General features: G+C 60.2%; 3 protein-coding genes. 2 read left to right on the forward strand and 1 reads right to left on the reverse strand.

Annotated features, from left to right (window positions below; genetic code table 11):
• The first annotated feature begins 6 nt into the window (after nucleotides 1–6).
• Nucleotides 7–174: a glutaminase gene (locus tag HV765_RS31600; RefSeq protein ID WP_420840205.1), complete on the forward strand. Its 168-nt coding sequence runs from the start codon at nucleotides 7–9 to the stop codon at nucleotides 172–174.
• 30 nt (nucleotides 175–204) lie between these two features.
• Complete coding sequence (locus HV765_RS31605; RefSeq protein WP_175172198.1) at nucleotides 205–1,566, forward strand: MFS transporter; 1,362 nt, start codon at nucleotides 205–207, stop codon at nucleotides 1,564–1,566.
• 85 nt (nucleotides 1,567–1,651) lie between these two features.
• Here the strand turns inward: HV765_RS31605 and hdeA are convergent, their stop codons facing one another.
• Complete coding sequence (gene hdeA, locus HV765_RS31610) at nucleotides 1,652–1,954, reverse strand: acid-activated periplasmic chaperone HdeA (protein ID WP_175172199.1); 303 nt, start codon at nucleotides 1,952–1,954, stop codon at nucleotides 1,652–1,654.
• Between the last annotated feature and the right edge of the window lie 47 nt (nucleotides 1,955–2,001).

A 2,001-nucleotide genomic window follows, 5' to 3' on the forward strand; every position in this document is an offset into this window, starting at 1 on the left:
GTTGGCCTGCCGGCAAAGAGTGGCGTTGGGGGCGGCATTCTTGCCGTTGTGCCAGGCAAGATGGGAATTGCTGCGTTCTCGCCGCCTTTGGACCCCGTGGGCAACAGCGTCAGAGGGCAACTGATGGTGGCGGCTGTGGCGAAGGCCATGGGATACAACCTGTATGCCGCATGAGCTGACCGCCGTGGGTGATCAAGGACGCCGATGACCCAAACGCCGCCCACCCCTCGGTTAAGCGCCAGCGAGAAACTGGTGGTCGCCGGCGCTGCGGCGGCGACGTATGTTGGCGCGTCAATGGGCGGCGCGGTGAGCCTCGCGCTTCCGCATATCGCTTCTGACCTGCACTTCACCGCCGCGCAAGTGCAGTGGATTATCTCGGGCTATCTGTTGGCGCGGATTGCCGGTTTGCGGCCCGGCGGCGCGCTGTGCGACCGCCTTGGCGCACGCCGGATTTTCCTGTTGAGCATGACGGGGTTCGCCGTCACGTCAATCTTCTGTTCGCTGGTCAGCTCGGAAGCGCTACTGATCGGCCTGCGCTTTGTTCAAGGCGCATTCGCCGCGTTATTGTCGCCATCCGCGCTCGTGCTGTTGCGCTCTCACACGCCGCCCAGCAAAATAGCGGCGGCAATGAGTATCTGGTCCGCCGCCGGGATGGCGGGTTTTGGTCTGTCACCCGTGCTGGGCGGCATGCTGTTGGATGCCTGGGGCTGGCGGTCCATCTTCTGGGTGACCGCGCTTGCCACGATTCCCATCGTCTTTGTCGGCTTCCGGATTCGTGAGAAGGCCGCGCCGCAAAGCACGGCACGCAAGCCTTCGATTCTGGGTGAGCTGGCGGTGGCCGCCATGCTTGCGGCGGTTGCGTATTTTGTAGGCCAGTATGACTGGGCCATGCTTTGCTATGCGCTGGCCGCCGCGCTCATCCTCTGGCTGCTTGTCAAACGCGAAGCCGCGTTGCGGCCAGACACGTGGATGCGCGGGTTTGCGATGGCGCCGCAGGTATGCGTGGGCGTGTTCACGTTCGCGGCTATCGTCGGTTCGATGCTGTGGGCATCCTATTTCATTCAGGTCGACTTGCGCCAAAGCGGGTTGGTATTTGGACTGGGCTGCCTGCCGATGGCGGCGGCCGGCTTTCTCGCGTGCTTCATCACGGAGCCGTTGCTGGCCTCCAAAAGATCCAACCTGACCTTCTTGCTCGCCGGACTTTCGATCCTTGGCTTAGGAAGCGTGGCCTACATCGCCGAGCGCAATGCGTCGCTTCCTTGGGCGATATCCGCACTTGCGTTTGCCGGCCTTTGCTACGGCTTTGCCAATGCATCGGTCACGGCAGTCATCATGAGCATCTTCCCGGCGGAGCGATCCGGGGATGCCTCTTCCATTGCAACGCTATCCAAACAGTTTGGCCAGTTGCTGGGCATTACCGTGGTGGCGAAATTTCGCGACTTGTCAGGAAAAGCGGGGGGATCTGACCCTGCGTTGTTCTATTTCCTGTTGATGTGCGGCGTGGCGGTTGTGGTGTGTGCGGCGTTGCACGCAATGCAGGGGCGTCGATTGGTCATCCGCGCTTAAGCGCACAAAAAAGACCGCAAGAGCGGCCTATGCAGAGAGGTTTGGCCCCACCTGTCACGCAAGTTCCAGGTGAGGCCCGTAGCGATTACTGCTTATTCATGCCGACGAGTGCGTCGCGCAGTTTGATTTTCGGATTTTCAGTGCAGTGCTTAACCAAAAGAGGGGTCTTGGTGGTGATGCCTTCGACATTGAGAACGGCGTCTTCGGGCTTGCCCTTGTGGTTGAGGGCTTCAGCGTAGCTGACGACGATGGGCCGATAGCTTTCTTGGACGCCCAGGAAATCCTGGCAATCCCACAAGGCGAGTGGCTTCTTTGCATCGGCCGCAATGCTGGCCCCCGAAAAGGCCATCGAACCGATAAGGCCAATCATCAAAAGCTGCTTCTTCATGGTCGAGCTCCTAATCGTACTAAGGATGAGGGTAGCTTTGTAAATAT

This window comes from Achromobacter kerstersii (assembly GCF_902859595.1).
GTDB lineage: Bacteria > Pseudomonadota > Gammaproteobacteria > Burkholderiales > Burkholderiaceae_B > Achromobacter > Achromobacter kerstersii.

Bases quoted from the DNA above. Each gene is read 5' to 3' on its own strand.
- HV765_RS31605 (WP_175172198.1), top strand. From the start codon at position 205: ATGACCCAAACGCCGCCCACCCCTCGGTTAAGCGCCAGCGAGAAACTG.
- hdeA (WP_175172199.1), bottom strand. From the start codon at position 1,954: ATGAAGAAGCAGCTTTTGATGATTGGCCTTATCGGTTCGATGGCCTTT.